This is a genomic window from Lentibacillus salinarum (genome assembly GCF_042679865.1).
Classification (GTDB): Bacteria; Bacillota; Bacilli; order Bacillales; family Amphibacillaceae; genus Lentibacillus; species Lentibacillus salinarum.
The window spans coordinates 18,517-40,835 of sequence record NZ_JBHTNH010000022.1 but is presented as its reverse complement, the minus strand read 5'-3'; the positions used below and the strand labels follow the sequence as shown (position 1 = coordinate 40,835).

The following is a 22,319-nucleotide window of genomic DNA, read 5'->3' as shown; positions in this document are numbered from 1 at the left end:
AAAAAAGAGGCGACCTCTGACCTGCATTAACATAATGTACAGGATTCTTTACAATTAAACCGCTAACCCCCATTTTCATTTATTGCGGTGTCTGACAAGACATGGGGGTTTTGAACACGCACTTTTAAAAATAAGCACATTTTGCTCATTGGAAAAATGATGACATGCAAACAGAATCAGACGATTTTTTTTCGCTCAATTTTATCGATGTTCTCCAGCATGATGCCTGTCCCTTTGGCAACGCAATCCATCGGGTCTTCAGCCAGGAGGACAGGTACTTTCAATTCTTCGGCAAGCAATTGGTCAATGCCGTGCACCATCGCACCACCACCGGTCAGGATCACACCGCGGTCAATGATGTCGGCCGATAATTCAGGCGGTGTTTTTTCCAGCACCTGTTTGGCTGCCTGGACGATCATGGCAGCCGGTTCGCGCAGGGCTTTTTCGACCTCTTCTGAATAAACCGTAATCGTCCTTGGCAGACCGCTCACCATATCACGTCCGCGAATGTCCATCTGTTCATGACGCGAATCTTTCCAGACGGTCGCGACGTTAACCTTGATATCTTCGGCTGTCCGCTCACCGATCAACATTTTATATTCTTTTTTGATATATTGGAGAATCTCCACATCGAATTTATCCCCGGCCATTTTCACCGATTCAGCCGTCACGATATTGCCCATGGACAGAACCGCCACATCGGTTGTGCCGCCGCCGATGTCCACGACCATATTCCCGCTCGGCTGGTAAATCTCCATCCCGGCACCGACTGCTGCCACTTTTGGTTCCTCTTCCAGGTATACTTTTTTGCCGCCCGATTTCTCAGCCGCTTCTTTAATCGCCTTCTGCTCGACTTTCGTAATATTAGTCGGACAACAAATCAGCATCTTCGGTTTGGAGAAGAATCCTTTGACATTGATTTTATCAATAAAATGCCGCAGCATCGCTTCCGTCACGTCAAAATCGGCAATCACGCCATCTTTCAATGGGCGAATCGCTTCAATATTGCCTGGTGTCCGTCCAACCATGCGACGCGCCTCTTCCCCGACCTCCAGCACACGGCCGGTATTACGGTCCATCGCTACAACTGACGGTTCATTCAGGACGATTCCCTTTCCTTTCACATGAATCAACACATTGGCCGTCCCAAGGTCGATCCCGATGTCTCTTGAAAACATTCATTAGATCCTCCCTGCTATCAATTACTTTCTCGTATCCGTATGTAAACACACTACTACTAATATTATATTTTACCACAAAATACAACATATAACTGCGATTTCCGAAAAAAAGATTTGAAAAAAAACACACTGTGCAGCGTAAGTAGAGGCTCGCGCGCCGGTCGATGTTGCGGGTGCTCCGGTTGATGTTGCGCCCGCTCCGGTCGATGTTCTGCGCTCTCCGGTTGATGTTGCGCCCGCTCCGGTCGATGTTCTGCGCTCTCCGGTTGATGTTGCGTGCTCTCCGGTTGATGTGCGCCCGCTCCGGTTGATGTTCCGCGCTCTCCGGTTGATGTTCCGCGCTCTCCGGGTGATGTGCGCCCGCTCCGGTTGATGTGCGCCCGCTCCGGTCGATGTTCCGTGCGCTCCGGTTGATGTTCCGCGCTCTCCGGTTGATGTTGCGCCCGCTCCGGTTGATGTTGCGCTCGCTCCGGTTGATGTCCACGCTATGTTTCAGTATCAGAAGTATTTTGTAAAAATTATGATACTTAGGCAGGAGTTTGCAAGAATATGTCGAATTGTAATTCTGAATAAAAAATATTACACAAAAAGGAGTGGTTTCTTTTGTTCCCAACAACCATAAAGCACCGAAAAAAGTCCCATGAGCTGCTGGCCTACGAAGCGTTGTTTAGGCGTATTTTGGAACAGTACCGGCAACATGAGGCTATCGTTCCAGAATACAAACGGGAAAAGGCAGGTTACGACGGCGAGAGAAATGTTGACTACAAGCTTTCCACCTACCCGCATAAAGATTTCTTCATTTTTCAAGGCATCCGGCTGAAAAACTCTCCATTTTTCTTTCAAATCGATACGCTTATCCTGACAAAAAGTGTAATATACATTCTCGAGATTAAGAATCAAAAAGGAACATTCAACTATGATTCAGAACAGAGGCAGCTGACACAAATAGTCGATGGAACGGAGAAATCGTTAAAAGATCCGATCCTGCAGGCCGAGGCACAAAGGGGACACTTGCTGGGATGGCTGGCACGGCATGGCATTTTCAATATCCCGATTGAAACCCTTGTTGTCGTCGCTTATCCCTCAACCATCATCGAAAATGTCAGAGAAGATCCTGATGTTTATAAAAAAATCATTCATAACGAAAGCCTGCATCAGCATCTGGATAGGCTGGATAGCCGCCATACCAGAGATAAACTCACAACGACCAGCTTGAAAAAGTTGTGCCAGGCCTTGCTGGATGGAGACACACCACTGCGCACCGACCTTTTGCGGCAGCACAATATAGGCCCGCAGCATTTAATAAACGGTGTTCCATGCCAAAGATGTCACCAATATCCGATGAAACGTTTATATAAAAAGTGGCAATGCCCTAACTGCTCCGCTGTCAGTACCAGGGCCCATGAACGTACTATTCTGGATCACTTTCTTCTTCATGACATCACGCTCACAAATAGGCAATGCCGCGAGTTGTTACAGGTTGATTCGCCAAGGACAGCCTATCTCTTAATCAATTCGATGAACCTTTCCAGATCTGGTAACAATAGTGCGAGGATATACCATTCACCTTTAATAAATGACTTTCCGCAAAGTTCCACGATTCCGGTTACGTTTAAAAATCATTTTGCAAAGCAAAGTCTGGACTGAAGGGTATTCTGTCGAGACGATGTACGCGCACTCCGGTCGATGTGCCGCCCACTCCGGTCGATGTTCCGCGCTCTCCGGTTGATGTTGCGCCCGCTCCGGTTGATGTTCCGCGCTCTCCCGTCGATGTGCCGCGCTCCGGTCGATGTGCCGCCCGCTCCCGTCGATGTGCCGCGTGCTCCGGTTGATGTGCGCCCGCTCCGGTCGATGTGCGCCCGCTCCGGTCAATGTGCCGCGCTCTCCGGTTGATGTTCCGCCCGCTCCGGTCAATGTGCCGCGCTCCGGTTGATGTTGCGCCCGCTCCGGTCGATGTGCGCCCGCTCCGGTTGATGTTGCGCTCGCTCCGGTCGATGTGCGCCCGCTCCGGTCGATGTGCGCCCGCTCCGGTTGATGTGCGCCCGCTCCGGTCGATGTGCCGCGTGCTTTAACTGATACGTGATTCGCTTCAGCACGCCAAAAAACCCGGCCTCGCGGGGGTCGGGTTTTTGGCAATCGACTGCACCTCCTGTGAACCGGGTTGGGCTGGTGCGGTTGAACCACCTCCTTTGATGCTCGTCAGTCACGGGAAAACGATTATCCGACTGGTTTGAAGGTGGGGTCGTCTTCCGGGCTGGTGCTATCCCGGTATTTATTCCGGGTTGCTTCTCCACCGCGGAGATGGCGGATTGATTTGTGGTAGTTGAGTACATCTTTAACCTGGTTATAGAGTTCGGGATTGATTACCGGTAAGCGTTCTGTTAAATCTTTGTGGACTGTGCTTTTTGAGACACCAAATTCTTTCGCGATCAACCGGACAGTTTTCCTCGTCTCCACGACATATTTCCCTATCCTGATTGTCCTTTCTTTGATGTAATCGTGCACACCGTTCGCCTCCCTAAGTTGGATATTTCCGAGGTGTGGTTTGAGACAAGGTGATACAATGTAAGCTGTTCACTTATTCTCTGAACATGTCTTTCTGTGCAGCTCTAGCTGTATTGCGATCACGGTATTAAATGAGAATAGACTCCTTTCACAGATGAAGTTTGTATGTATCAAAGGAAAGATTTTGATGGCTGGATGGAAAGCTACACAAGCTCTCACCTCAGACTATTCTGAATGCTTGGTTTGTATCAGTTTATTAACGACTGGAGAGGATTATGATTAAAATTGCATCTTTCGGGGCAGTGGACAAGAAGTATTTTCTGTGGTACGCATAATATATAGAAAAAAGAAAAATAGGGTTCAGGCTTTTGGCAGTGCTTAAAATCCAATAGACAGCTTGTTGGTTTTTCTATTGACAGGTTTCCCCTGCCTGTGATTAATCCAGATCGCCCATGACTGGATCGGAATCAAGGTCGCCCATCACCGGATCAGAATCCAGATCACCCATAATCGGATCATTCGCCGGTTCGCCCATTACAGGCTTGTGATCCAGGTCGCCCATCACCGGGTCATTTTGAATAATCGACAGCTGTTCACCAGCCATGTCAGCTGCATCAAACGTCAATGTTCCCACCAGTACGGTTGCTACAACACCTAACAAAACGATCATTTTTTTCATTTAATTAACTCCTTTCCATTTCATTAATGATTGAAAGCCTTACCCTATTTTTCTATCAAACACGTTTCAGGGCGGGACAAATGGACCCGCCATGCGGATCAGGGTGTTCCTGATCCACCCATCCGTTGAACGGCGCTAAGTGGCAGTCGGCTGAAGAAGTAGTCACTGCGTTTTTCAATAAAATAGCTGTATGATTGAAGCAGAATACGTTTATCCTGTTTGGCCATGCCCAGATAATACAGTTTAAACGGGCTGTTAATCTCGATCTCCTGCAAAATAGCCTCTGCCCGGGCATAGTTCCCTTTCGCTATCTCAATATGGGCCTGCTCACTTTTGTCGGTCGATGTCACACCATCTACTTTTTTAAAATGAGCTGATAAAAATGGTATATTATGTTGCTCTATGATGTTCACAATATGTGGCATGTCCTCATTCCTAGCGATTTTCCGTGCTTCGGTCAGATGGTACATGCCCTGGTCATATGTATCAAACAAATACGATAACGCGAGATTGATGTGCAGACTGATTTTCGTTTTCGGATTGGCAATCCGCGTCAAAACCCGGAACGCATATTTGCGCGCCATAATCACTTCGTTACGGACGAGATAATAAACGAATAAATTATGATATAAACGATCACGGAAAAATTTCAGCAGATAACCATCCCTTATTTGGTCGAATAACTGCTGCTGTTTTTCCAGGATGTTACCTAATTCGCCATATGCAAACCGCCCGTAATAAATGGTAACTTTAATAAATTCGAGCAGGCATTCCAGCTCAGGTTCTTCCGTTTTCATTGTCTTGATACGCCGCAGAATCTCTTCATCCCGGTACCGTTTTTGCTTGCGGTCCAGCGTCAATTGATAGACCTCTGCCCATTTTTGATTCGAGGGATTGCTCAGCGATTTATTTTTATCAATCAGCTGCTGCAAATCATCGTAAAAACCATTCATATATAAAAATTCCATACCTTTTTTGCGAATATCATCCGAAGTTGTTTCCAGGCAATATTGACGCACCAGCTGCTGGACCGTTTCTTCCTCATGCTCCTGACGCCACATTAACAGGATTTGTTCCATTGTCAGCTGATTATGATTGGACAAGGTTATGATTGAATCAGACATCCGGCTTGCCTTGGAATTTGGCATGAAAACATCTCCCTTATCACTCCTGTTAGCAGGCCAATCGACCCATGACATTATGACTAACTGACTAAAGATTCTGTAAAATAATTGGATACATCTCTATATTACCACAAAATTCGTCAAAATAAAGGGTAATTCTTCGACAAATTTCAGCAAACACAACTGTTTCGGAAACAAAAAAACGACCCCGGTCAGTAAAGCCAAACCAGGGTCGCTTGCGTCCATTGTTTATCCCGATTATGCTGAAAAGACGTGTCTTTATTCTTCAGCATCAGGGTCTTCGGTTTCGTTCTCGTTATCCGGTGCTTCTTCCTCGTCCATTGCGTCGTCTGCATCGTCTGCGTCGTCTGCATCGCGGTCTGATGCCGGATCGCCTTCTTCCGGCATATCAAGTGGCGGACCTACTTCTGCTTCATCGGATTCGGCATCTTCTTCAGTTCCTTCCGACTCCGCATTTTCGTTACCGGATTCTTCATCCTCAGCCACCGCTTCATCCAGCTCACTTAACGGCTGATTGAAATAGCTTTCCGGATTGACGTCCTGTCCGTCTTGTTTGATTTCAAAATGCAAATGGGTTCCGTTGTCTTTTCCGAACAGATTTTCGCCAGCCGTTCCAACGACATCACCCTGTTCAATTGACTCATCAGCAGAAACCTGAACATCGCCAAGACTCGCGTAATGGGTTGTGACATCATTCTCATGTGTCAGCGTCACGACGTTACCTAGAAGCGGATCTTCTTTCACTTCCGTAACCGTTCCACTCAATGATGCCAACACATCAAATCCTTCACCGTCAGCAGCTGCCACGTCGATACCTGTGCTTTGGTAATAGCGTTCGTTAAACACGACAATGGCATTCTCCTGATCTTCTTGGTCGGCGTTGTAATCATAGTATTTAGTTACGATTTCTGCTTCATCCATGTTTTCAACAGGCATTTGAATGATTTCCTGCTGATCCATGACAGGTTGTGCGTCTTCATCATGTTCAACTGGTGTATACTCTTCTGTATTTTCCTCTTCTTGGGTCTCATCAATCTGGTTGCCAAGGTTCTGATACCATACGACCAGCGACAGGAGAAGAGCAGCAATCGTCAAATACACGGCTGGAAAAAACCACTTCTTGCGGAAAATGCGACTCCACTTGTTTTTTGGAGTTCCGTTGTTTTCCTCATTCATTGTCATCACCTCAACAACCATTCTGATCAGAAAAATGGAAAACTATACATTTAATCCAAAAAAATTCCTCGTTTTATGCATTTTTTCCAGAATGTCGGGTAAATTAAGAGATTAATTTGATTGTTGAGGGGACGTATTACTATCATCCTAAGCTTCTTAGTCGCTGCAGGCGGACATTTTCGAGAAACGCAACATAAAAATGCCCGGGAGATAAGCTTCCCGGACATGTCCCCCGCCCAAGCGGGTGCTTCTATCATTCTTTGGCTGCCAGTGTCGGCGCTGTGTCCGATACGGTGCTGATTTCCACATCCTTGTAGTAATGCTGAACGATGTCTTCATATGACTTGCCTTCTGCTGCCATGCCGTTTGCGCCGAACTGACTCATGCCGATGCCATGCCCATATCCTTTCGTCGTAAATATTAGATGATCGTTCTTTTTCTCAATGGAAAAGTCACTTGACCGCAAGCCTAGTTCCTCGCGAATATCCCTTCCCGAATAAGATGCGTCACCCAACGTTAGCTGGTTGACACGATTGCCTTCCGTCCGGCTGATTTCCATGGACAGTTCGTCAATCGATGGGAGATCGGTGTCAAGCTGATCTTCCACTTCACCCACCGTGAAAATTTTTTGATCCATAAATTTCTGTGTATCCTTATCCCATGGGCTTTCAACACTGCGCAAATAAGGGACTTCTTCTTCCCAATAATCCTCCGAGTTTTCCGTGTAGCCGTTACTGGTGGAGAAAAAGGCAGCTGTGATCGGCGTATCCTGATACGTTAAAATTTCCCCGCTTGTTTCGTTCACCGCCTGATTAATTTTACGCATTTCTTGCTCATACTCGCTTCCCATCGATTTTCGCAGTTCCTCTTCATTATGGTAAACCTGATCACTTGTCGTGTCCGTGACGTCCGGCTGATCGGCGTCCTCTTGGTGAAGCAGCCGGTTGACAATAAATGTTCTGGCCGCCAGCGCCTGTGCTTTCAAGGCTTCCGGCTCAAATTCGGCCGGTGCCTCGGACGCGACCACCCGGGACACGTATGTCTCCAGCGGTACCTTCTCCACCTCGTCGGAACTGGCCCGCATCACTTCAACCGCAAATGAGGAATCTCCCATAGCGATTTCCACATCCTCGGCAACTTGTTCAACGGCCGCTTTCTGCTCGTCTGTATCAGACATAAATGGCACGACGATTAGTGTAGGAACGACCAGGATCACCGCGATTAAACTCGACAGGAATAAAGCAGTTGAAGCTTTCCAGGAGGACAGGGACTTATTCAGACGAATCGGTTTTTTATTTTTTTGCAGCAGCTGAACCGATTGACTTTTCCGTTGTTTGTTCTTTTTCCGTATTTCCGAGATGATTTTGTTTTTTTTCATGAATGGCCTCCTTCATCTAAGATTGGGATAATTTGATGTCTGGTACAACTTCTAGCATGCCTACTATTAAATTTATACAGTTCGGCAAAACAATAGAACCTGGAATTGCGATTATTCACCGGAAGGCTCGTATGGCAGGTATTCGTGACCGGAAGATCGACATAGGAGCGGGCGTTTTCCAGCGTTTAATAGATACCCAATTGAAAAGCCTGGGCAATCATGATGACTGCACAGGCTTTTTTTGGATAGTAATGGCTGGATGGGCGGGCTGATCGTGTGTTTCATTATATAAATGACAGGCGACATAGTGGTCTTGTTCAACCTCACGCCATTCGGGTTCTTTCGCGGCACAAACAGCCATCGCGAACGGACACCTTGTTCGGAACACACAGCCGCTCGGCGGGTTGATTGGACTTGGCAGTTCCCCTTCCAGAATAACCCGCTCCCGCGTATCTTCAATGTCCGGATCGGGAATCGGGATAGCGGACAGCAATGCCTGAGTGTACGGATGAAGCGGATTGTCATAGAGCGAATCGCTTGATGTCAGCTCGATCATATGGCCAAGATACATGACACCGATCCGGTCGGAAAATTGTTTAACCATCGATAAGTCGTGCGCGATGAATAAAAAGGTCAACCCTTTTGCCTGCTGCAGACGTTCTAATAGATTTATGACCTGCGCTTGAACCGACACATCCAAGGCAGAAATCGGCTCATCGGCAATGATGAAGTCCGGATCAAGCGCTAGGGCACGGGCGATCCCAATCCGCTGCCGCTGTCCACCGCTGAACTCATGCGGGTACCGGTTGGCGTGATCACGGTTCAGCCCGACTTCCTCAAGCAGCTGAATCACCCGGTCGAGCTGGTCCTGTTTATTGGTGAATAGACTGTGCACCTCCATCGGCTCAGCGATGACTTCTTTGACCGTTGACCGTGGGTTGAGTGATGCATAGGGATCCTGAAAAATCATTTGCATCTTCCGGTAAAATTGAAACGTTTCCCTGCTATCAAGTTCGTGCACATTTTGGCCCTCGTAAAGCACATGGCCTGCCGTTTTATCATAAAGTCCCATGATAGTGCGGCCGACCGTTGTCTTGCCACAGCCTGATTCGCCGACGAGGCCAAATGTCTCGCCTTTTTTGATTTGGAATGTCACGTCATTGACCGCCTGGAGCATTTGGCCTTTTCCCATATTAAAATGCTTGCGCAGCTTGCTTACGTCTAAAATGTTCGAGGTCATAATGATGGCTCCTCTTCCTGCTGCCAATAGCGTCTGGCAGCACATAGCTCTTGTTCATACAAGGTTCCTTTTAGCTCAATCCGTTCAATCCCTCTGCCCGTTTGCGGTGAGTGCAGCATCTTCCCGTCACCATCGTAAAATCCGACATGGTGCAGTCGCCCTTTTCCTTTCTCATAGGCGAAAAAAATTAAATCACCCGGCTGGAGCGCATCGTATGAGACAGATTTCCCTGATTTGGCCTGGTCGCCGGCATCCCTTGGTATCTGGTAACCGTTCGCTTTATGCAGTGCGTAAGCGAAACCGGAGCAGTCATAACCGAACGAGCTCATCCCGCCCCAGAAATAATTCAGTCCCAGATAGCTCTCGCCTGATTCCAGCAGGTGGCTGCCCGGCTTTTGTTCGAGTCCCTGGTTTGACGGAAAAACCGTGACAGCATTTTTCGGCAAATAGCCGCGGCCATGTGGTGTCACCACTTGAATACGATCGTCCTGTTCTTTGTGGACCGGCAAAATCGTCATATAGCTGAGTTTCATCGTGGGGTAGCCTTGTTCCGTTTCCAACCAGGTATGGGGTGCCGTGACAGCAGCTGACTGTTTGCGTTGCCAGTCCTGCCTGGTCACTTTTTTGAGTTGATTCAGCGGCATCCAACCGGGGTAACCGCGTTCATCCTTTACGGAAGGCTGCGTGGGGACGACGACGTGGGCCCAGTCATCCTGCGTTTCGGTGATGATGACCGCTTCGCCGAAAAGGGTCTGTGTCTGGATGCGATTTTCATCGGACAGGGCGACTGTTGCTGCAAATGTGAGCTGGCTGAGCCATTCATCGATATCTGTGGGGTTGGTGACACCTGGCTGATCCATCTCTCTTGGCGATGCTGGTGATGTCCATACTGTCGCGACCTGTACCGCGGTTACCCATAACGCGCCGGCATGTTGATCAAACGTTTGTTCAGTCATAAGTTTTCCCCCCTTATGTTCGGTTAACAAGCCGTTCACATGACGCCCGGTTCAACCGTCAATGCCTTGTCTTTCGTTGTCAGCACGGCTTTTGACCCTAATGGCACGGCAAAGTGCGGAAAACAATGGCCGATTTTAAATCCGGCCATAACGGGACAAGTGAGATCGGCCAAATAATCATGCAGGACCTGGTCCAATGACAAGGACGGTTTTCCTTCCAGCGGATCAGCTTCGGCAAAGTCGCCAATGATAATCCCGGCTGCTGTTTGCAATTTGCCTGCCTGTTTCAGCTGATTGAGCATGCCATCCACACGATACGGCTCTTCCCCGATTTCTTCCAGCAGCAGCATTTTTCCGTTCATTTCAATTTCATAGGGTGTCCCGAGTGTGCTGACCAAAAGTGACAGATTGCCGCCGACAAGTTCACCTGCAGCTTCTCCTGGAACGATGACATCCAGCGGTGAGATGGCTTCGGTGTAGTGTAATCTGACAGGATCGAACAACTGCCGGAACATATTAGCAGACAACGGATCAAAATTTTTTTTGACGATATCCGAGACGGGCATCGGGCCATGAAATGTCGTCAGCCCGGTCTGCTGGCGAATGGCTGTATGTAAATAGGTGATATCACTGTAGCCCCATAAAATTTTCGGATACTTTCTAATGAGATGATAATCAATTCTGTCAGCAATCCGTGGTGTGCCGTAACCGCCGCGGGCAAAGATAATCGCCTTGATGTCATCATCCGTTATCATGTGATGAAAGGCCGTCAGCCGCTCTGCATCCGTCCCGGCCAGATAACCATACGCAAGACAGGTCGTTGGGCCAAATTTGACACGCAGTCCCATCTGTTCAAAAAATGGGACGGCTCGCTGCAGCTGATCGGGGTCTGCGGGGCTTGCCGGTGCCATGATGCCGATTGTATCACCTTTCGCTAAACGTTGCGGTTTCATGCGGATCCTATCCTTTTTCATGTTTTGGTTAATCGTTCGGTATCGTCCTATATAAAAGTGATAGAAGGAGCGGCCGTTATGGGCCGTTCCTCCCACATGTCAGATTACCACGCGTTTGGATCGCACAGGTTAGTGCCGCTCCTGCTCGGTTTGGTGCTGCCCCACGCGATGTGACGTTGCTCTCGCGATGTGCTTGTGCGCTTCTTAACCGGAAGCGTTTTGGCAGCTGCCGAATTCACCCACACGTTAGTCTTTATCCGCCCACTTCAGCTCCAGATAACCGACTGGGTGGCGTACAATGTCCTGGACGTCATCTTTGTAAATATACACCTGGTTATAATAATGGATTGGAAAGATCGGCATTTCTTCTGCCAGCAGCTTTTCCGCTTCAGACATCTGCTCCCAGCGTTTTTCCTCATCTGTTTCCTGCTTGGCCTGGGCGATCAGCTCATCGTATTCGTCATTTGACCAGCCTGTGCGGTTCATTGACGAATCCGTGATGAAGCTTTCCAGGAAGTTGACCGGATCACCGTAATCAAAGATGAACGAGCTTCTGGAAAATTGCAGGTTCAATGCCTTTTGATCGTCCAGGAAAACGTTCCATTCGGTATTGGCCAATTCCACGTCGACCCCAAGATTTTCACTGAACATATTTTGCAGCGTCTCCGCAATCGCTTTATGATCGTCACTCGTGTTATACGTCAGTGTCACATCCGGCAGTTCATCATAGCCTTCCTCTTCCATGCCCTCTTCCAGCAGCTTTTCTGCCTGCTCCGGGTCAAAGTTTACTAAATCATCGTTTACATCCCGGTAATCCTCACCGGACGGGTTGGTGAAACCTGGTGACACAAATGCTTTGGCTGCCTCTTCTTTGTTTTTGGTGACATAATCAACAATATCCTCCTGGTTCACCGACAGCGCAAAGGCTTTCCGGATTTTTTCGTTCTGGAATGGTTCTTCCGTTACGTTAAACCGGTAAAAATAAACGCCTGCCTGATCTTCAATGACCACATTGTCACCATCGATCAGCTGATCAGCCAAATCAGATGGAATTTCAGTGACGTCCAATTCATCGCTTTCAAACATTTGATATTCAGTATTGACATCATTTACCATTGCCCAGTGCACCTGATCAAGATTGACCGTATCCTGATCCCAATACGCATCGTTTTTCGCCATCACCATTTCCTGATCATGTGTCCATGACTCAAGTTTAAATGGCCCGTTGGCAACAAATGAATCGGCCTCTGAATACCATTCCGGGTTTTCCTCGGCAACATCTTTGTTGACCGGGAAGAATGCCGGGTTAGTCAGGACGTGCAGGAAGAAACCGGTTGGTGCTTCCAGCGTCACCTCGAATGTCTTGTCATCAACAGCTTCCACTGCCACATCCTCTGCTGATCCATCACCGGCGTTATAAGCTTCTCCGCCTTCAATAAAATAGCCGAGAAATGCGGCTGACGAGCCTGTTTCCGGATCAAGAAGCTGCCGCCATGCATAAACAAAGTCCTCAGCTGTTACCGGATCGCCATTTGACCAGTTGGCATCGTCACGGAGATTGAAGGTATATGTTTTCTCGTCATCGGAAATATCCCAGTCCTCCGCTATCGCCGGTTGTGGCGTATCATCCTGCCCCAGACGCGTCAAGCCTTCCATCAGGTTATTCAGCACGTTCCAAGACACGGAATCAAAGCCGATCGGCGGATTCAGTGATGTCGGCTCTTCCCCATTGTTCATGTAAAGTACTTTTTCCCCGCTGTCATCGTTTTCTTCTGCTGCCTCTGCATCAGAATCGGCACCTGAGTCTTCTTGTTCATCACCGTCATTTCCGGTTGACGTTGTACATGCCGCCAGCACCAGAATGAACGCCGTGAACAGAAGTAACAACAAACTGTTTTTCTTCATACGCTTCTTTGCCCCCTTTGTTATGATTTATCGGCTGCATGAGCCAGTAGCTGTTTAGCCCGCTCATCCTGGAGCCAGCAATCCACTTTATGTGTATCGCTTCGTTCTGATGGGAACGGGTAAACTTTATCACACACCTCCATGGCCATGGGACACCGCGCTGTGAACGGACATCCTTGTGGAGGTGAGAATAAATCAGGTGGTGTCCCGTCAATCGGGATCAGTTTTTCCCCTTTGATATCAAGTCTTGGCACGGACTTCAGCAATCCTTTTGTATACGGGTGCTGCGGCTCGTAAAAAATCTCCTTCCGTGTGCCTTCCTCGATAATTTTGCCGGCATACATGACGACAATGCGGTCAGCTATTTTTGCGACAACGCCAAGGTCATGGGTGATTAAAATAATCGACACGCCGGTCTGTTGCTGAATGCGTTCAAACAGCTCCAAAATCTGCGCCTGTATCGTTACATCAAGAGCTGTGGTCGGTTCGTCAGCAATCAGCAGTTCCGGTTCACAAATCAACGCAATGGCAATCACAATCCGCTGCCGCATCCCCCCGCTGAATTGATGCGGGTATTGTTTGAACCGTTCGTCCGGATTCGGTATTCCGACAAGGTGCATCATCTCCAGCGCTTTCGCCTTCGCATCGGCACTTGACGTGTGGTTGTGTTCCATCATACCTTCCGTCAGCTGAGTGCCAATCGTTAACGTCGGGTTCAATGCGGTCATCGGATCCTGAAAAATCATCGAAATATCAACGCCGCGGATTGATCGCATGTCTTTTTCGGACACGTGGGTGAGCGTTTTTCCTTTAAAGGTAATCGTTCCGTTGGTAATTTTCCCCGGCGGATCGGGAATCAGCTGCATAATCGCGTTCGACGTCACACTTTTACCACAACCGGATTCACCGACAATCGCCAGGGTTTCCCCTTTATGTAAATCAAAGCTGACACCGCGTACTGCTTTAACGGCTCCGCCATATGTTGAGAATGTAACATGCAGGTCACTGACTTCGAGAATTTTGTCCATCTGTCCCACCTACTCTTTCAGCCTTGGGTCAAGGGCATCCTGAAGCCCGTCACCCAATACGTTAAAGGCAAACATCGTAAACGAAATGAAAAATGCCGGGAAAAATAATGTCCACCAATTGCCGGATAAAATCGCGCCCAGGGCATCATTGGCCATGACACCCCAACTGGCATACGGCGATTGGATTCCCAAACCGAGAAAACTCAGAAATGCTTCCGCAAAAATTGCATTGGGCACGGTGAGGGTCATCTGCACAATGATCGGCCCCATCGTGTTTGGTAGCAGATTTTTCCGGATGATGCGCGGTGTTTTCGTGCCAAAAGACTTTGAGGCAAGCACAAATTCGAAATTCTTGATTTGCAGTACCTGGCCTCTGACGATTCGGGCCATCCCGACCCACCCGGTGACTGACAAGGCAATGATTATCGTCGCCAGACTTGGTCCCATGACAACAAGAAGTAAAATAACGACCAATAAATACGGCAGCCCATAAAGAATTTCGATAATCCGCATCATGATACTGTCAGTGCGTCCGCCTTTATAGCCGGAAAGGCCACCGTAGACGACCCCGACAAAAAAATCGATCAGCGCCGCCATTAACCCGACAAACAGGGAAATCCGTGCCCCATACCATGTCCGGGTGAACACATCACGTCCGAGTGAATCCGTACCGAACCAGTGGTCGGCAGATGGCGGTAAAAACTGATTCGGACGGTTTTGATCCACGACAGAATACGGTGACACCATCGGTCCGATGACTGCCAAAATCCCCAATAAAATCAGAAAAACGAGGCCTGCCATTGCCAGTTTATTTTTCCGGAGGCGTTTCCATGCATCTTTCCAGTAAGAAAGCGACGGACGCGAGACGGTTTCGGCCGCTTCGAGATCTTTATCTTTCCATTTGAACCAATCATCCGGGATACCGGCAGGGGCATGAATGGTTTTGCTGTTATCGCCTGCGCTCATCTTATTCGCCTCCCTGTTTGTGCAGTTTAATGCGCGGATCGAGGAACCCGTAAGCCACATCGACCAAAAACAGCATGATAATCAGGAAAGCACTGTAGAAAACGGTTGTTCCCATAATCACCGGATAATCCCGCTGGTTGATACTTTCAACAAAATATTTTCCCATGCCAGGGATGCCAAAAATCTGTTCAATGACAAATGTACCTGTCAGAATGCCGGCAAGTAATGTCCCCATGATCGTCACCACCGGCATCAGCGCATTTTTCAAGGCATGCCTGATAATCACTTTCCACGGTTTCAATCCTTTGGCACGAGCCATTTTAATATAATCCTGTGTCAGCACTTCCAGCATCGTCGACCGTGTCAACCGGGCAATGATTGCCATGGGACCGGTTGCCAGCGCGATGGTCGGCATGATCATATGCAGCGGACTTGACCACGTGGCAGCAGGCAGAATTCCCCAGTAAACAGCAAGCGTTTGAATAAGTAATGTGGCCAATACAAAGTTTGGAATCGATATCCCCAGAACGGCAATGGTCATCGCCATATAATCAATCATGCCGTTATGTTTCAAAGCGGCAAAAACCCCGAGAATAATCCCGGAAATGACCGCAACGCTAATGGTCGCAATCCCCAATTCAAAGGATATCGGAAACCCGCGCCCCAGCAGATCATTGACCGTTTCCGTCGGCTGTTTGATTGATGGCCCGAAATCAAAGGTCACAATGGATTTGATATAAAGGAAATACTGTATGTAATAAGGCTCATCGAGATTATAGTGCTGCTCGAGATTCGCCTGAACCGTCTCATTCGTTGTCCGCTCCTCATTAAGCGGTGATCCCGGCAGCGTAATCATGAGAACGAACGTCAGCGTCACGATAATCCAAAGCGTCACGAGCATAATGGCAAACCGTTTTAAAATATAATGCAGCATCCTGTCACATCCCTGTCGAGTTTATAGCTATTGAAACCGTTTACAAAAGATATGATATGTCATCATCGATTACACCAAAAACACGTTAATTTAATAATTGTTCCGATTATAAATACCGTTTTCGGAATCTTTTTTGTTTTATAAAATTCTACCATATTTAAGAAAAAATGCAAAGTGCCATTTGCAGCATAAAATGCCATTTAAGTATAATAGTGCAGTAAAAAAACAGATGCCGGGCCATCTGTTTTTTTAAACTGTACCATTCTGTTATGATTAAGAGAGTTCCGCCATAATGTCATCATCTGCCGGTTGCTTAGTTACATGGGCGAACGGGTTGACCTGATCTCCATTTTCATCCACACGTTCAATGTCAGCACCCAATCCAGCCAGTTTGCCAGCAAAATCCACATAACCGCGGTCAAGATGCTTTAATTCCGTAACACGGGTATACCCATCTGCGCGTAACCCTGCCAAAATGAGTGCGGCCGCTGCACGCAAATCAGTTGCGGCCACTTCAGCACCCTGCAGCTCCCCGGGTCCTTCAATAATCACACTGCGGCCTTCAATTTTCATTTTCGCATTCATACGCCGGAATTCTTCCACATGCATAAACCGGTTCTCAAATACAGTCTCGGTAATCACACTCGTGCCATAAGCATTCAGCATTAGCGCCATCATTTGCGATTGCATATCAGTTGGAAATCCTGGATGTGGCAATGTTTTAATATCGGTTGCGAGCAGTTTGTCAGGTCCCATGACCCGAACGCCTTCATCCTCATCAAAAATGGTGACGCCCATTTCTTCCAGTTTGGAAATGACCGAACGGAAATGCTCACTTTCGACATTTTCGATCAGGATATTGCCGCCTGTAATGGCACTGGCGACCATGAAAGTACCTGCTTCAACGCGATCGGGTATGATGGTATGTTTTGCTCCATACATTTTTTCGACGCCTTCGATACGGATTGTCTCTGTACCTGCCCCGACCACTTTACCACCCATTTTATTCAGGAAGTTTGCCAGATCAACAATTTCGGGTTCTTTGGCACAATTTTCGATGATTGTTTTGCCTTCTGCCAGTGCGGCCGCCATCATAATGTTTTCGGTCGCCCCGACACTCGGCATATCAAGGTAAATTTTTGCACCGTGCAGACGGCCCTCAGCCTCCAATTCCACGTAGCCATTACCAACGTGGACATGAGCTCCCATCGCTTCGAAGCCTTTCAGGTGCAAATCAATCGGCCGCGAACCAATCGCACATCCGCCCGGCATTGCAACTTTGGCATGGCCGTAACGCGCCAATAACGGTCCAAGCACTAGTACAGACGCGCGCATTTTTCGGACATATTCAAAGGGAGCTTCTGTCAGTAATTGATTGGACGTATCGACGTAAACTGTATTGTTGTCAAATTGTACATTCGCATTCATATTGCGTAATACTTCATTGATCGTATACACATCTGCCAGTACGGGAACATCAGTAATAACACTTTCGCCTTCACTTGCCAGCATACTGGCCGTTATAACCGGCAGCACCGCGTTTTTGGCCCCCTCCACCTTGACGGAGCCATTCAGCCGTTTCCCGCCTTTTACGATGATTTTTTCCATATTCTATTCCCCTTATAATCCAATTTCACTATATTAGTATTCAGTAATCAGGATAGGTGTGCCTATCGTTATACGCTTGCCGTCATGGGTACTGTTTTGGACCACCATCTGCAAGTTCATCGGCTTCTTCATCGTTATCTCTTGTTCCCACAGTGGTGTATACCCGTAAACGATTTTTTTAACCGTTGAATTTTTCACATTATCGGTTTGCATGTCAATATGTTTTAAATGCAGCGATTCTTTCAGTTGACTAAAAAAATAAGCATTATCTATTTTATCATCAACGTTCGTCGTTAGACAAGCAAATTTTGTCGACTTGTTTGTGAAATATGTCGATTGTATCGTTTCCAATCTAGTAAAATAGACGTCTGCGATGGCACTGTCCCAATCTTCCCCTTCCAGAACCGCAATCAGTTGCGCATCTTGCAGCGGATTTTTTGGAATCACAACATTATAAGTTTCGGTGATGCCTGATTTTTTCTGGGTGTCCTCAATGAAATATTTTACGGCGTTTTCATCTTCCGTACCAGTGACCTTATAACCAGTTTCAGCCTGAATTTTGTCCAACATACGGCTGATTGTGTCCGCGTCCATTTCCTCTTTGATGGTAACCTGCCAGCTGTCCACGGATAAGTCGTTGTCCATCACGACAGCTGCCAAATCCGTTAGCTCATCTGCCTGTTCGGCAGCAACGCCAGAATTTATCACCATTATGAAACAAATCGTTAATATAAGTGCTGACTTGCGCATAAAAAATCCCTCCTAGTTTACTATATTAATAGTATGATCAGAAGGGATGTGTTCCATACGGTATTCATGTTAAATAGACAAGATGATTTTGCGAGGAGCGCTCAAAACAGATACATAAGATCCTGTGACCATTGAATAAACTCGAGAAAAAAACGGCTGACACCCGTACCGATAAAAATCGTAATGAAGACAATCAGCACGCGCGCTTCCGTTTCGCGGCCTTTTCTGATTAGCGGATCAAAATTGATGGTCGTCATGACCCGCCAGGTAATATAAATAAAGATTAAATGCGATACCATACTTACGATGGCTGTTAAGCCGATTGATGAAAACATAATTCCACACCTTGTATGTCAATTTCACTTATTAGCGCTAAGCTTTAACGCTTGATGCTATATGTCACTTTGCCATGGTTCATGTCTGTTGTCAATGAATTGGTCGCTAATCGTCGGTTTCTGTTTACGACATTATTATTATTGCCCGGGAAATATCGACAGAAGTTTATGTCTTCCGCCGATGTTTCACCGATCCTGTTGATATTTTTGTATTATCAACAGATATTTCACAACTTCTGCTGATGATCCTATTCTTCTGTTGATATTTTCGCTCTTCTGTTGATTCCTTCGATCTTCTGTTGATTCCTTCGATCTTCTGTTGATTCTTCCGCTCTTCTGTTGATTCCTTCGCCCTTCTGTTGATACTTTCGATCTTCTGTTGATTCCTTCGATCTTCTGTTGATACTTTCGCTCTTCTGTTGATTCCTTCGCTCTTCTGTTGATATTTCCGCTCTTCTATTGGTTCAAGTCGAAACGGCTCGTCTTTTTGTAAGGTTTTTTACCTCCGCCGATGGTAAGACTGTATTTCACGCGATAATATGGGAAAAGCAGCAATTTTTTAGAGCAAAGACAAACAGAAAAAATCTCTCATAACAACAATTTGTTACAAGAGATTTTTGTTCACCCCGCATCTAATGGACAGTAACCCGCCAGAAAACGGCGGATAACTGTCCCTAAATGTCCGATTCGGCTCAACTAACAATCAGTGGGAAAAACCACCCACTGATTGAAGTTTCGCTTTATCGTGCGATATCTAATCGGTTCATTGCGCGTTTGAGTGCTAATTCTGCCCGTTGGAAGTCAGTGTCATCCTGTTTGGACTGGAGACGACGTTCGGCGCGCTGTTTTGCTTCTTCTGCCCGTTTGACATCGATGTCTGCCGGATTTTCCGCCGATTGGGCCAGAATGGTGACTTTCTCCGGTCGTACCTCCAAAAATCCGCCATTAACAGCCAGATGCGTCGTATCGTTTTCATCCTTCAAACGTACGGAACTGATTGTTAAGGGCGCAACCATCGGAATATGACCCGGCAAAATACCGAGTTCGCCGTTTTCTGCTTTGCAGCTGATCATTTCATAGCTGTCTTCCAATACTGGACCATCAGGAGTAACAACACTCACTGTCAGTGTTTGCAATGTAACCCCTCCTCAAGACAGGTGAATGACTGGATGAAAATGACAGAAGCCATTAGAAAGCATCGCTGCCCTTTTATCCAGCATTACATCTCTGTTATTATGCCATGTTTTTTGCGTTTTCAACGACTTCCTCGATACGTCCGACCAGACGGAATGCATCTTCCGGCAGATCATCATATTTACCGTCCAGGATTTCTCTGAAGCCTTTGACCGTTTCGGTTACCGGTACATACGAGCCAGGTTGTCCGGTAAATTGTTCAGCTACGTGGAAGTTCTGTGACAGGAAAAATTGAATGCGACGTGCGCGGGAAACGGTCAATTTATCCTCGTCAGACAGCTCATCCATACCAAGAATGGCGATGATATCCTGCAGCTCTTTATACTTTTGCAGCGTTTGCTGCACTTCACGTGCTACATCGTAATGGTCTTCACCAACAACTTCTGGGTCAAGGGCTCGTGATGTGGACGCCAACGGATCCACTGCTGGATAAATCCCCTGCTCGGATAATCCACGGTCCAGGTTCGTTGTCGCATCCAAGTGGGCGAATGTCGTGGCCGGTGCCGGGTCTGTATAGTCGTCGGCAGGCACGTAAATCGCCTGAATCGATGTGACCGAGCCTTTATCCGTTGTGGTGATACGTTCCTGCAGTTGTCCCATTTCCGTTGCCAATGTCGGCTGATAACCAACGGCTGATGGCATACGGCCAAGCAATGCGGAAACCTCCATACCAGCCTGGGTAAAACGGAAAATGTTATCGATAAATAACAGCACATCCTGGCCTTCTTCATCACGGAAGTATTCAGCCATTGTCAAGCCGGTTAGGGCAACACGCATACGAGCGCCAGGCGGTTCGTTCATTTGACCGAACACCATGGCTGTTTTGGAAATAACACCGGAATCTTTCATTTCATAGTAAAGGTCGTTTCCTTCACGGGTACGCTCACCAACACCGGCAAACACGGAAATACCGCCGTGTTCCTGTGCCACGTTGTTGATTAATTCTTGGATCAGGACGGTTTTACCAACACCGGCACCACCGAATAGGCCGATTTTACCACCTTTTGTATAGGGTGCCAGCAGGTCAACAACTTTGATCCCTGTTTCCAGAATTTCCGTATCGGTTGTCAAGTTTTCAAATTCAGGCGGCTGGCGATGAATCGGGTCCCGTCTGGTGTCTTCGGGTACCGGTTCATCAAGGTCAATGTGGTCACCAAGGACGTTGAAGACACGGCCAAGTGTCGCATCACCAACCGGTACTGAAATCGGTCCGCCTGTATCCTCAACAGGCATGTTGCGCTTCAGGCCATCTGTTGAATCCATCGCAACTGTACGAACGGCACTATCGCCAAGATGAAGCGCGACTTCAAGTGTCAGATCAATATCTAAAACGTCATCTTTGAAACGGACAACTAATGCATTATTAATATCCGGGAGCTTGCCTTCGTCGAATTTGACGTCGACAACAGGTCCCATGACTTGTGTAATGTGTCCTTTGCTCATCGATTTCCCTCCTATCCAACTATCAAACGTTCGGGTGCCTATTCCAGTGCAGCCACACCGCCGATGATCTCGTTGATCTCCTGTGTGATCGCTGCCTGGCGTGCACGGTTATACGATAATGTCAAATCATCAATCATCTCGTTCGCATTGTCGGTAGCATTGCGCATAGCTGTCATACGTGCAGCATGCTCACTTGCTTTGCCGTCCAGCAGTGCACCGTAAATGAGGCTCTCCGCATATTGGGGCAGGAGCACTTTAAGAATCTGCTCCTGATCGGGTTCATACTCGTACTGACTCGTGCTGGCACTTGCCTTTTCCTCAATGTCCGTCAGCGGCAATAACGGTTTTGCTGTGACGACCTGGGAAATGGCACTGACATAGTGGTTATAATACATGGTCAGTTCGTCAATTTCCCCATCAATAAACATCTGAACCGTTTCAGATGCGAGTTCTTTTATATCATTAAAGTTCGGCTGATCCGCCATTCCGAGAATGCTTTTGGCAATCGGCATTCCTCGTTTTTGGAAAAATTCATAGCCAACACGGCCGACAACAATAATGGTGTACTCATCCGTGGATTGATGACGTTTTTGAATGGTTTCATAAGTCTTTTTCAAAACACCGCTGTTATACGCACCTGCCAAACCGCGATCGGACGTGATGACAAAATAGCCGGTCCGTTTCACATCGCGCTTCTCAAGCATTGGATGAGCGGCGTCCATATTGCTGCTGGCAATGCTGGCGACAACTTCCTGAATTTTTTCACTGTAAGGAACAAATGATTTGGCATTTTCTTCCGCCTTGCTCATTTTCGAAGCCGAAACCATTTCCATTGCCTTCGTAATCTGCTTTGTTTTAGATGTCGAATCAATCCGTTTCTGGATATCTCTCAGTGATGCCAAGCATTTCACCACCCTTCTTTCAGAGGTTGGAGGTTAGAAGA

At 47.4% G+C, this 22,319-nt stretch carries 19 protein-coding genes and 2 pseudogenes; 1 reads left to right on the top strand and 20 read right to left on the bottom strand.

The genetic code is table 11. The features are described from left to right. Positions 1 to 176: 176 nt before the first annotated feature. Positions 177 to 1,178, bottom strand: a complete 1,002-nt coding sequence (mreB, locus tag ACFQ4A_RS10240) for a rod shape-determining protein (RefSeq protein WP_382400215.1) — start codon at positions 1,176 to 1,178, stop codon at positions 177 to 179. A gap of 606 nt (positions 1,179 to 1,784) precedes the next feature. Between mreB and ACFQ4A_RS10235 the strand changes: the two genes are divergently transcribed. Next, positions 1,785 to 2,828: a nuclease-related domain-containing protein gene (locus tag ACFQ4A_RS10235; RefSeq protein WP_382400213.1), complete on the top strand. Its 1,044-nt coding sequence runs from the start codon at positions 1,785 to 1,787 to the stop codon at positions 2,826 to 2,828. A gap of 570 nt (positions 2,829 to 3,398) precedes the next feature. Here the strand turns inward: ACFQ4A_RS10235 and spoIIID are convergent. From spoIIID to atpG, 19 genes and pseudogenes are all read right to left on the bottom strand, one after another. Beyond that, positions 3,399 to 3,686, bottom strand: coding sequence for a sporulation transcriptional regulator SpoIIID (gene spoIIID / locus ACFQ4A_RS10230; protein ID WP_382400211.1), 288 nt, complete (start codon positions 3,684 to 3,686; stop codon positions 3,399 to 3,401). Positions 3,687 to 4,122: 436 nt separating this feature from the next. Beyond that, on the bottom strand, positions 4,123 to 4,365 hold the full coding sequence (locus ACFQ4A_RS10225) for a hypothetical protein (protein WP_382400209.1): 243 nt from the start codon (positions 4,363 to 4,365) through the stop codon (positions 4,123 to 4,125). 98 nt (positions 4,366 to 4,463) lie between these two features. Further along, a complete protein-coding gene (locus tag ACFQ4A_RS10220) occupies positions 4,464 to 5,513 on the bottom strand; it encodes an AimR family lysis-lysogeny pheromone receptor (protein WP_382400207.1) in 1,050 nt (349 codons plus the stop codon). A 255-nt stretch (positions 5,514 to 5,768) separates the two neighbouring features. After that, positions 5,769 to 6,686 carry a peptidoglycan DD-metalloendopeptidase family protein gene (locus tag ACFQ4A_RS10215; RefSeq protein WP_382400205.1) on the bottom strand — a complete coding sequence of 306 codons (918 nt, stop codon included), beginning with the start codon at positions 6,684 to 6,686 and terminating at the stop codon, positions 5,769 to 5,771. Positions 6,687 to 6,939: 253 nt separating this feature from the next. After that, the gene (gene spoIID, locus ACFQ4A_RS10210; RefSeq protein ID WP_382400203.1) at positions 6,940 to 8,064 is read right to left on the bottom strand and encodes a stage II sporulation protein D; all 1,125 of its coding nucleotides are present in this window, start codon (positions 8,062 to 8,064) and stop codon (positions 6,940 to 6,942) included. Positions 8,065 to 8,281: 217 nt separating this feature from the next. Beyond that, positions 8,282 to 9,304, bottom strand: a complete 1,023-nt coding sequence (locus ACFQ4A_RS10205; protein WP_382400201.1) for an ABC transporter ATP-binding protein — start codon at positions 9,302 to 9,304, stop codon at positions 8,282 to 8,284. After that, positions 9,301 to 9,873 (bottom strand): annotated as a pseudogene (locus tag ACFQ4A_RS10200) (C40 family peptidase); the annotation flags it as partial. The gene ACFQ4A_RS10205 and the pseudogene ACFQ4A_RS10200, both read right to left, overlap by 4 nt. Before the next feature lie 69 nt (positions 9,874 to 9,942). Next, a pseudogene (locus ACFQ4A_RS10195) lies at positions 9,943 to 10,164 on the bottom strand (peptidase); the annotation flags it as partial. A 131-nt stretch (positions 10,165 to 10,295) separates the two neighbouring features. Further along, positions 10,296 to 11,213 (bottom strand): S66 peptidase family protein, encoded by a 918-nt coding sequence (locus tag ACFQ4A_RS10190; protein ID WP_382400199.1) that lies wholly within the window; start codon positions 11,211 to 11,213, stop codon positions 10,296 to 10,298. 246 nt (positions 11,214 to 11,459) lie between these two features. Beyond that, complete coding sequence (locus ACFQ4A_RS10185; protein WP_382400197.1) at positions 11,460 to 13,118, bottom strand: peptide ABC transporter substrate-binding protein; 1,659 nt, start codon at positions 13,116 to 13,118, stop codon at positions 11,460 to 11,462. A 20-nt stretch (positions 13,119 to 13,138) separates the two neighbouring features. Beyond that, a complete protein-coding gene (locus ACFQ4A_RS10180) occupies positions 13,139 to 14,146 on the bottom strand; it encodes an ABC transporter ATP-binding protein (protein ID WP_382400195.1) in 1,008 nt (335 codons plus the stop codon). A gap of 9 nt (positions 14,147 to 14,155) precedes the next feature. Then, positions 14,156 to 15,112, bottom strand: a complete 957-nt coding sequence (locus tag ACFQ4A_RS10175; protein ID WP_382400193.1) for an ABC transporter permease — start codon at positions 15,110 to 15,112, stop codon at positions 14,156 to 14,158. A gap of 1 nt (position 15,113) precedes the next feature. Continuing rightward, positions 15,114 to 16,046: an ABC transporter permease gene (locus ACFQ4A_RS10170; protein WP_382400191.1), complete on the bottom strand. Its 933-nt coding sequence runs from the start codon at positions 16,044 to 16,046 to the stop codon at positions 15,114 to 15,116. A 273-nt stretch (positions 16,047 to 16,319) separates the two neighbouring features. Beyond that, positions 16,320 to 17,654, bottom strand: a complete 1,335-nt coding sequence (gene murA, locus ACFQ4A_RS10165; protein WP_382400189.1) for a UDP-N-acetylglucosamine 1-carboxyvinyltransferase — start codon at positions 17,652 to 17,654, stop codon at positions 16,320 to 16,322. 33 nt (positions 17,655 to 17,687) lie between these two features. Beyond that, positions 17,688 to 18,404 (bottom strand): YwmB family TATA-box binding protein, encoded by a 717-nt coding sequence (locus tag ACFQ4A_RS10160; protein ID WP_382400187.1) that lies wholly within the window; start codon positions 18,402 to 18,404, stop codon positions 17,688 to 17,690. A gap of 101 nt (positions 18,405 to 18,505) precedes the next feature. Beyond that, positions 18,506 to 18,739, bottom strand: coding sequence for a DUF1146 family protein (locus ACFQ4A_RS10155; protein WP_382400185.1), 234 nt, complete (start codon positions 18,737 to 18,739; stop codon positions 18,506 to 18,508). Between the two features lie 740 nt (positions 18,740 to 19,479). Continuing rightward, positions 19,480 to 19,875 carry a F0F1 ATP synthase subunit epsilon gene (locus ACFQ4A_RS10150; protein WP_382400183.1) on the bottom strand — a complete coding sequence of 132 codons (396 nt, stop codon included), beginning with the start codon at positions 19,873 to 19,875 and terminating at the stop codon, positions 19,480 to 19,482. A gap of 97 nt (positions 19,876 to 19,972) precedes the next feature. Next, complete coding sequence (gene atpD / locus ACFQ4A_RS10145) at positions 19,973 to 21,376, bottom strand: F0F1 ATP synthase subunit beta (protein WP_382400181.1); 1,404 nt, start codon at positions 21,374 to 21,376, stop codon at positions 19,973 to 19,975. Between the two features lie 38 nt (positions 21,377 to 21,414). Beyond that, on the bottom strand, positions 21,415 to 22,278 hold the full coding sequence (gene atpG, locus ACFQ4A_RS10140) for an ATP synthase F1 subunit gamma (protein WP_382400179.1): 864 nt from the start codon (positions 22,276 to 22,278) through the stop codon (positions 21,415 to 21,417). Positions 22,279 to 22,319 lie beyond the last annotated feature (41 nt).

Bases quoted from the DNA above. Each gene is read 5' to 3' on its own strand.
- mreB (WP_382400215.1), bottom strand. From the start codon at position 1,178: ATGTTTTCAAGAGACATCGGGATCGACCTTGGGACGGCCAATGTGTTG.
- ACFQ4A_RS10225 (WP_382400209.1), bottom strand. From the start codon at position 4,365: ATGAAAAAAATGATCGTTTTGTTAGGTGTTGTAGCAACCGTACTGGTG.
- ACFQ4A_RS10220 (WP_382400207.1), bottom strand. From the start codon at position 5,513: ATGCCAAATTCCAAGGCAAGCCGGATGTCTGATTCAATCATAACCTTG.
- ACFQ4A_RS10215 (WP_382400205.1), bottom strand. From the start codon at position 6,686: ATGAATGAGGAAAACAACGGAACTCCAAAAAACAAGTGGAGTCGCATT.
- spoIID (WP_382400203.1), bottom strand. From the start codon at position 8,064: ATGAAAAAAAACAAAATCATCTCGGAAATACGGAAAAAGAACAAACAA.
- ACFQ4A_RS10205 (WP_382400201.1), bottom strand. From the start codon at position 9,304: ATGACCTCGAACATTTTAGACGTAAGCAAGCTGCGCAAGCATTTTAAT.
- ACFQ4A_RS10190 (WP_382400199.1), bottom strand. From the start codon at position 11,213: ATGAAACCGCAACGTTTAGCGAAAGGTGATACAATCGGCATCATGGCA.
- ACFQ4A_RS10185 (WP_382400197.1), bottom strand. From the start codon at position 13,118: ATGAAGAAAAACAGTTTGTTGTTACTTCTGTTCACGGCGTTCATTCTG.
- ACFQ4A_RS10180 (WP_382400195.1), bottom strand. From the start codon at position 14,146: ATGGACAAAATTCTCGAAGTCAGTGACCTGCATGTTACATTCTCAACA.
- ACFQ4A_RS10175 (WP_382400193.1), bottom strand. From the start codon at position 15,112: ATGAGCGCAGGCGATAACAGCAAAACCATTCATGCCCCTGCCGGTATC.
- ACFQ4A_RS10170 (WP_382400191.1), bottom strand. From the start codon at position 16,046: ATGCTGCATTATATTTTAAAACGGTTTGCCATTATGCTCGTGACGCTT.
- murA (WP_382400189.1), bottom strand. From the start codon at position 17,654: ATGGAAAAAATCATCGTAAAAGGCGGGAAACGGCTGAATGGCTCCGTC.
- ACFQ4A_RS10160 (WP_382400187.1), bottom strand. From the start codon at position 18,404: ATGCGCAAGTCAGCACTTATATTAACGATTTGTTTCATAATGGTGATA.
- ACFQ4A_RS10155 (WP_382400185.1), bottom strand. From the start codon at position 18,739: ATGTTTTCATCAATCGGCTTAACAGCCATCGTAAGTATGGTATCGCAT.
- atpD (WP_382400181.1), bottom strand. From the start codon at position 21,376: ATGAGCAAAGGACACATTACACAAGTCATGGGACCTGTTGTCGACGTC.